The 6,874-nt window shown below is 45.4% G+C and carries 9 protein-coding genes; 8 read left to right on the forward strand and 1 reads right to left on the reverse strand.

The genetic code is table 11. From position 1 onward, the window contains the following. The first annotated feature begins 252 nt into the window (after positions 1 to 252). The 8 genes from H740_RS04170 to H740_RS04190 all read left to right on the forward strand — a co-directional run bounded on the left by H740_RS04170 (position 253) and on the right by H740_RS04190 (position 4,888). On the forward strand, positions 253 to 1,920 hold the full coding sequence (locus H740_RS04170) for a TonB-dependent receptor plug domain-containing protein (protein ID WP_269430625.1): 1,668 nt from the start codon (positions 253 to 255) through the stop codon (positions 1,918 to 1,920). A gap of 23 nt (positions 1,921 to 1,943) precedes the next feature. Continuing rightward, a complete protein-coding gene (locus H740_RS12385; RefSeq protein ID WP_269430626.1) occupies positions 1,944 to 2,291 on the forward strand; it encodes a TonB-dependent receptor in 348 nt (115 codons plus the stop codon). A 127-nt stretch (positions 2,292 to 2,418) separates the two neighbouring features. Continuing rightward, positions 2,419 to 2,949: an ABC transporter substrate-binding protein gene (locus H740_RS12110; protein ID WP_231679309.1), complete on the forward strand. Its 531-nt coding sequence runs from the start codon at positions 2,419 to 2,421 to the stop codon at positions 2,947 to 2,949. A gap of 132 nt (positions 2,950 to 3,081) precedes the next feature. Beyond that, complete coding sequence (locus tag H740_RS12120; protein ID WP_231679314.1) at positions 3,082 to 3,327, forward strand: hypothetical protein; 246 nt, start codon at positions 3,082 to 3,084, stop codon at positions 3,325 to 3,327. Between the two features lie 28 nt (positions 3,328 to 3,355). Then, complete coding sequence (locus H740_RS04180; protein WP_231679311.1) at positions 3,356 to 3,646, forward strand: iron chelate uptake ABC transporter family permease subunit; 291 nt, start codon at positions 3,356 to 3,358, stop codon at positions 3,644 to 3,646. After that, positions 3,646 to 3,819 carry a P-loop NTPase family protein gene (locus tag H740_RS12125; RefSeq protein ID WP_231679312.1) on the forward strand — a complete coding sequence of 58 codons (174 nt, stop codon included), beginning with the start codon at positions 3,646 to 3,648 and terminating at the stop codon, positions 3,817 to 3,819. Before H740_RS04180 ends, H740_RS12125 begins: the two co-directional genes overlap by 1 nt. Next, on the forward strand, positions 3,816 to 4,082 hold the full coding sequence (locus H740_RS12130; RefSeq protein WP_231679313.1) for an ATP-binding cassette domain-containing protein: 267 nt from the start codon (positions 3,816 to 3,818) through the stop codon (positions 4,080 to 4,082). Before H740_RS12125 ends, H740_RS12130 begins: the two co-directional genes overlap by 4 nt. Continuing rightward, positions 4,079 to 4,888: a class I SAM-dependent methyltransferase gene (locus H740_RS04190; protein WP_002951654.1), complete on the forward strand. Its 810-nt coding sequence runs from the start codon at positions 4,079 to 4,081 to the stop codon at positions 4,886 to 4,888. Before H740_RS12130 ends, H740_RS04190 begins: the two co-directional genes overlap by 4 nt. 43 nt (positions 4,889 to 4,931) lie before the next feature. Here the strand turns inward: H740_RS04190 and H740_RS04195 are convergent, their stop codons facing one another. Then, positions 4,932 to 6,506 (reverse strand): Na+/H+ antiporter, encoded by a 1,575-nt coding sequence (locus H740_RS04195; protein ID WP_002951655.1) that lies wholly within the window; start codon positions 6,504 to 6,506, stop codon positions 4,932 to 4,934. Positions 6,507 to 6,874: the final 368 nt, after the last annotated feature.

Below are 6,874 nucleotides of genomic sequence, written 5' to 3' on the forward strand. Positions count from 1 at the left end.
AACTGGCGCGAACGAGCCTGCAAATGCAGCGATCTCTTCGGCAAGCAGGCCCATAGAAATTTCGCCGCCAAGCTCATCCGTGTCGTCGATGCAAAGTAGAAATTTAAATTTCATTTTAAAAACCTCGATTTTTAAGTCAAATTTAACTATGTGTGAAATAAAATTAACTTTTTATATTTTTATAATATTAACTTCGTTAAAGACGTATTTTACAAAATATATAATAAAAATTTGATTTCTAAGGAGTTACTAATGAAAAGAATCGGTCTGATCGCCTGCTGTGCTGCGATGGCGCTACACGGCGAAGTGTTTACGCTAGGACAAGTCGAAGTCGTAGAAAAGGTCGGCGGCGTGCAAAAAAGCGACACGAACGTCGTGACCATCGATGAGCAACAGATGCAAAAGAATGAGATAAAGCGCCTCTCGGAGGTTGCTTATAGTACGCCTGGCGTCTATGTGGATAAAAAGGGTCCAAGGGCTGAGCAAAGCATCCAAGTGCGTGGTTTTGACGCGCGCAGAGTGCCGCTATTTATCGATGGTATTCCTGTTTACGTGCCTTATGACGGCAACTCGGACTTTGGGCGATTTACGACCTTTGATCTAAGTCGCATAGACATCTCAAAGGGCTCTAGCTCCGTGCTATATGGACCAAATACAATGGGCGGAGCGATAAATTTGATCACCAAAAAACCTACAAAAGAGCTTGAAGGTAGCGTCGGCTACGGCTTTGAGACGGGCAAAAACGCTAAAACCTACGGCAACAACGTTGATTTTAACATTGGCACTAAGCAGGAGCTATTTTACGTGCAAGCCGGCGGCAGCTATATGGAGGATGCGGGTCAGCAGATGTCTCGTAAATTTAAAGGCGACGCAAACGGCAACGAAGACGGCGGCAGACGCGATAACTCAGTGCAAAGAGATAAAAAAATAAGCTTTAAAGTAGGCATCACTCCAAATGAGACAGATGAATATGCCGTTACTTACGTAAATCAAAAAGGCGAAAAAGATCAGCCGATGTATGCTGGTAGATACACCGCTTTTTCTAATAAAGATCGCATGTGGGAGTGGCCACGATGGGATAGAGAGAGCATTTATTTTCACTCTCATACGCAGTTTGCAAATAGTCTTTATGTAAACACCAAAGCATTTGCAGATGAGTTTAAAAACGAGATGTATGACATAAGCAATCTTGAAGATAGCAAGTACAAGGATAAAGCGCACGGCTTTGGCTTGGAGCTTGGCGGCGATATAGGCGACAAAGATACGCTTAAATTTGCTACTAGTTACAAAAAGGATAAACACTCAGGATATAAGATACACTACACTGGCAGGTTTGGTACTGAACCAACCGTAACATTTTCGGATAAGACTTACAGCTTTGCGCTTGAAAACACTTATAAATTTACGGATTTCACCAAATTGATTTTTGGTGCTAGTTACGATACAAGAGACGCCGTGAAGGCCGAAGACTATATTCAATATAAAGGCAGAGGCAGAGGCGCAGCTAAAGATCCAGCCAACTATAAGTTAACCTCTTTTGATGTAGGCAAAAAGCATGCCTTTAACTATCAAGCTGCCATCAAACACAGTTTTGATGGCAATGACGAACTAAGCCTAAGCTATGCCAAAAAGACCTATTTTGCCAGTATGAAAGATAGGTATAGCGAGAAGTTTGGGCGAAATTTTGCAAACCCGTATCTAAAACCTGAAGTAGCAAATCACTATGAAATCGGCTATCAAAGGAGTTTCGGCGAGTTTTTGAGGCTAGAAACAGCGGTATTTTACTCAAAAGTTAAAGATGCCATAGGAACTACGAGTGTTACTAAATTTGCACAAACCAGAGAGATGAACGTAAACGTCGACAAGGCTTATTATAAAGGCTTTGAGCTTGGTGCAGCCTATTTTGCAACGCAAAATTAGAGCTAGGCGGCAACTACACTTATATGAGCGCAAAATACAAAGAAGCTGGCAAAGACGCGCTGGTCTATGATCTACCAAAACACAAAGGATTTTTATATGCAGATTATAAATTTATGCCAAAACTTAGCCTATATCTCTCTCAAGAGTTAAGCTCAAGTATGTGGTCTAGAGTGCCAACTGGCAGAACTACGCACATAGATCACAAAATCGCTGGATTTGGCGTGACAAATGTAAAGCTTACCTACAAACCGACGGAGAATTTAAGCGTAGAGGCCGGCATTTCAAATTTGTTTGATAAAAACTACGAGTATAGAGAAGGCTATCCGGAAGAGGGAAGGGTGTTTTTCACGAATTTAAGATATAAATTCTAATTAGAATTTGCAAGGCGGATCGTTCCAAAAATGCTCGGTCCGCCAAAATTTTTAACTCTATTTATATAATAAAATCTATTTTAAAATTTCTTTAGCTATACTTTACAAAATCATTTAAAGGCGAAAAATGTTTAAAAAAATTATCTTGTTTTTCTTTGCGTTTTTGGGCTTTTGCTTTGCGATGACGCCTGAGCAGATCAAAGACTACATCGCCCAAAACAGCGAAAACATAGCTCAGCTGCAGGGCACTCCTTCTAAAATTTACGCGAGCTCGCCGCCGCTTTTATATATGCTTTACGCGCTTGATCCTGCTAAAATCAGCGGCACGAATTTCGAATGGAACGACTATGAGCGACCCTACGTCAAAAAAGATGTGCAAGAGCAGCCCGTCGTAGGCGGCTTTTTCGGTCAGGGTAAAATTCCAAACGTCGAGATGCTGCTACGCCTAAATCCCGATCTCATCCTCGTAAACGCAAGCTCGCGCAACACCAAAAAGATGAGCGAGGTTTTTGGCTCTATCAAAAAACCGATGCTATATCTAAGCGCGACGAAGCTTGAGGACTACTTGGACGGGTTTGAAATTTTAGGCGAAGTGACGGGCAAGCAGGAGCGCGCCGCGCAACTCTCATCGAGCGAGCCGGTGCGCAAACGTGCATAAATGCAGCGAAGATCCAAACGCCAAATCCTTCGGGCGCTTAAAGATCAGCTTCGAGCAGCTCGTTAAATACGACCCCGACGTCATCCTCATCTACGAAAAAGAGCTGTTTGATAAAATTTACGGCGATCCGAAGTGGCAACTGCTGGGCGCGGTGAAAACAAAAAGGCTTATTATATCCCGCGCGAGCCCTTTTCGTGGTTTGACCGCCCGCCTTCGTTTATGAGGTTTTTGGGGCTAAAGTGGCTAATAAATTTAATCTACCCCGAAGCGTTTAAATTTGACATTGTTCGCGAGACGCGCGAGTTTTATAAGCTATTTTTGGATCTAGATCTTACGGATGAGCAAATTTATAAAATTTTAGGACGGGGCGCCGAGTGAGTAAAGAAAAATGAGCAAAAAGGCGTTTGTGTTTTTAGCTCTGCTACTGGCGCTTTGTGTCGCAGGCTCGCTGCTGCTTGGCAAATACGGCTTTAGCACGGGGGGCTACGCGCGCTTTATCTTCGGCGCCGACAACCGCGCGGTTTTAGCTAGCTCGGCGATGATCGGCGCGATATTTCTGCTTTTTTGCGACAGCTTCTCGTGGCTCATCTTTACCTTTGAGATCCCCATCGGCATCGTGAGCTCGCCTCTCTCGTCGCCTACGTGCCGCAGACGCACGCGCCGTCCTATGACTACAGCGTATTTGACGTCGCTCTGATGGGCGCACTGTGCAGGACGCCGCTGTTTTCCAACTTTAGCGCGGCGGATAAAAAGCTAGCCGAGCAGGCGCTGGAAAAGATGGGTATCGCGCATCTAAAAAACGCGCCCTACACAAAGGTCAGCGGCAGCTTGCCTATATCGCACGCACGCTGGTTCAGGGCGCGAAAGTGATCTTTATGGACGAGCCTACCAACGGGCTGGATTTTGGCAATCAAATTAGGCTGCTCGAGATAATAAAGGCGCTGGGAGATGAGGGCTACACCTTCGTGCAAACGACGCACTACCCGCGCCACGCGAAGTTCGTTTCAAATTTGACGCTGTTTATAAAAGACGGAGAAATTTTAGCCTTTGGGCGCAGCGAGCAGCTCATAAATGCCGAAAATATCGATAAAATATACGGCATAAACTACGAAAGATACGAGGATAGATTATGATTTTACCTTCAAACTACGACGAAATCGACTTTGACGCGCTTTATAAGGCGCAAAAGGCAAAAAGCTCATTCGGCAAAAAGCTGGCCGAGCATTGGGACAAAAAGGCGCCGAGCTTTAACGAGGGCGTGATGAAAAGCGTCTACGCGCAAGAATTTATAGATAAGGTCGATTTTACAGGCGTTTCTACGCTGCTTGATTTTGCGTGCGGAGCGGGCGCGTTAAGCGTGCTGGCGGAGGAAAAGGTGGATCAAATTTACGGCTATGACTTTTCGCCGAGGATGCTAGAATTTGCCCGCGAGAACGCTCAAACTTACGGCGCAAAAAACGCAAAATTTGCGCAAAAGGCCTTTGAGGACGACTGGTCTGACGTACCTGAGTGCGACGTGGTTTTCGCCTCGCGCTGCCTTGAGGTGGACGATCTAAAAGCCGCGCTTAGCAAGCTTCTTTCAAAGACCAAAAAGGCGCTTTACATCACGTTTAAGGTAGGCGGCAGCTTCGTAGATGAGGACGTTTTGGGCGCGATAGGGCGTAAGGTTGAGCAAAAGCCCGACTTCGTCTATCTTTTAAACATCCTGTTTCAAATGGGCTATTTGCCTAGCCTTGACTACATAAAAGCTCGGTGTCATGCGGGTCCTGCTTCGAGTGCCGAGGAACTCATCCAAAAGACGCGCTGGGGGCTTGGCGGCGAGCTAAGCGAAGCTGAGGAGGCGCGGCTGGCGGAGTATTTTAATAGCGGCAAATACAAACCGGGGCAAGAGTTTATGCACTGGGCGGTTGTACGGGGGGATAAGGCAAATAGATCCTAAATTTAAAGCATCTATCTAAACTTGCTCATAAATTTGAGCAAGTTTAGTACTCGCTATGCTCCTGCCACCTTCGCTCCTCAAGGTCGATGTGATACAAAAAGATCCTGATGATCTCTTCGTCGATTTTTGGGTCTTTGTTTAGCTCACGAAGCGCCTTTCGCTGCTCATTTAGGATCTCAAAATAGGTCTGCCTGACCTCGTCGCTGATCTCGAAATTTTCATTTGAAAGCTCGAAATTCCAAACTTCTTTGAGTTTTTGGAACAAGAAATTCTCCTCATTGCAAAATTTCTCGCTTTGAAATTTAAGCGAAGCCTCGGCAAGTGCCTTTTTTATCTTGATCTTTGCAAGCTCGCTTGGCATGTGGTCGTTAAAGTCTGGAAATTTGACACTTTTTATAAGTAGCGGCAGAGTTAGTCCCTGAACTACGAGCGTTAGCAAGATAACGACAAAGGTGATAAACAAGATGAGATCTCTATGCGGAAACGGCTCGCTACCAGCCATGGCGGGGATAAAGAGTGGCGTAGCTAGCGAGACTACGCCCCTCATGCCCGCCCAACCGACGATAAACGGCGTCGCTTTGCCTGGATTGCGATCATCCGCCACGCTGATAAAGCGCTTCATAAATATCGTGATATAAACGGCTCCGTATGATGCCAAAAGCCTAATGACGATGAGCACGGCAGTCACCAAAACGCCGTAAGATAGTGCCTCAAGCAGCGAGACACCGCTACGCTTTAGCCCTGCTAAAATTTCAGGCAGATCAAGGCCGATCATGGTAAAGGCAAGGCCGTTTAGCAAGAAAATAAGGTTGTACCAAACGGGGAAAGCGTGGATCCTTGTTGAAGCGGTTAAAATTTCGTTTCGTTTTGTCGAGAGGTAAAGTCCGCCGCAAACTACCGCCAAAACGCCGCTCGCGCCAAGCTCCTCAGCTAAAATATACATAACATAAGGCGTCGTGATCGTCATGATCGTATCGCTGTTCTCATCGGTTGGCAAGGTCTTATGCAAAAAGTAGGCTACTAATGCCACCACAAGACCGACCAAAACACCGCCAGCCACCATCCAGACAAAGCTTGCAGCCGCCTTGTACCAGATAAACTGCCCAGTAGTCACTGCCACTGCGGCAAAGCGAAAGATGATGAGCGATGATGCGTCATTTAAAAGGCTCTCGCCTTCTAAAATAGCGCTGATCCTGCGCGGTGCTTTGACAAATTTAAAGATCGCAGCCGTACTCACCGCATCTGGTGGTGAGACGATGGCGCCAAGCATGAAGCCAAGGGCGAGCGAGAAGCCAGGAATCACTAAATTTGCTATCACGGCAACAGCTGCTGCGCTGACAAAAACCACGATAAATGCAAAACTTCCGATCACTCGGCGCCATTTATAGAGCTCTTTTAGTGAGTTTGCCCATGCGGCCTCGTAAAGAAGCGGCGGTAAAAATATGATGAAAATAAGCTCTGGATCGATCCTGATGGTGGGTAAATTTGGCACAAAACTAATGGCAAGACCGCCCAAAACTAAAAGCACCGGATAGGCTACTTTTAGGCTGTTTGAGATCATCACTAAAGCGATAATGATAGCTAGCAAAGCCAAAAATAGCAGTAAGTGTTCAATCATCTTTTTCCTTTAAATTTCTTTTTTGTTGATGCCTAGGCTATCTTTTGTGCCAAAGCCGCTAGTTAGGCATCTTTTGACCAAATTTGCGATAGATTTCCTTGAAATTTGGGCATTTTCGTTTTTAAATTTCTCCCTTTTTTACCCAGCTCGTAACCTCGTAGTCTATCTCGTTGGCACAACTAAACCACTGCGGACGTATCAGCGTGTAGTCAAGAGCTTAGTTTTCTATAATCTTGGCTGAGTCTATGTAGGAGCTTAGAGCGCGCCTATAACGTAGCCATCAAGGCTTCCGCTAGCGCCTAAGAGTAAAATTTTCATACCTATCCTCAACACTAAGTAAAATTTAATAGATTTAAAAAATGGCGGGG

Source organism: Campylobacter showae CC57C, from assembly GCF_000344295.2.
Lineage (GTDB): Bacteria > Campylobacterota > Campylobacteria > Campylobacterales > Campylobacteraceae > Campylobacter_A > Campylobacter_A showae_B.

What these genes read in the sequence shown, in the direction of transcription:
- H740_RS04170 (WP_269430625.1), top strand. Translation starts at nt 253, where the DNA reads ATGAAAAGAATCGGTCTGATCGCCTGCTGTGCTGCGATGGCGCTACAC.
- H740_RS12385 (WP_269430626.1), top strand. Translation starts at nt 1,944, where the DNA reads ATGAGCGCAAAATACAAAGAAGCTGGCAAAGACGCGCTGGTCTATGAT.
- H740_RS12110 (WP_231679309.1), top strand. Translation starts at nt 2,419, where the DNA reads ATGTTTAAAAAAATTATCTTGTTTTTCTTTGCGTTTTTGGGCTTTTGC.
- H740_RS12125 (WP_231679312.1), top strand. Translation starts at nt 3,646, where the DNA reads ATGGGCGCACTGTGCAGGACGCCGCTGTTTTCCAACTTTAGCGCGGCG.
- H740_RS04190 (WP_002951654.1), top strand. Translation starts at nt 4,079, where the DNA reads ATGATTTTACCTTCAAACTACGACGAAATCGACTTTGACGCGCTTTAT.
- H740_RS04195 (WP_002951655.1), bottom strand. Translation starts at nt 6,506, where the DNA reads ATGATTGAACACTTACTGCTATTTTTGGCTTTGCTAGCTATCATTATC.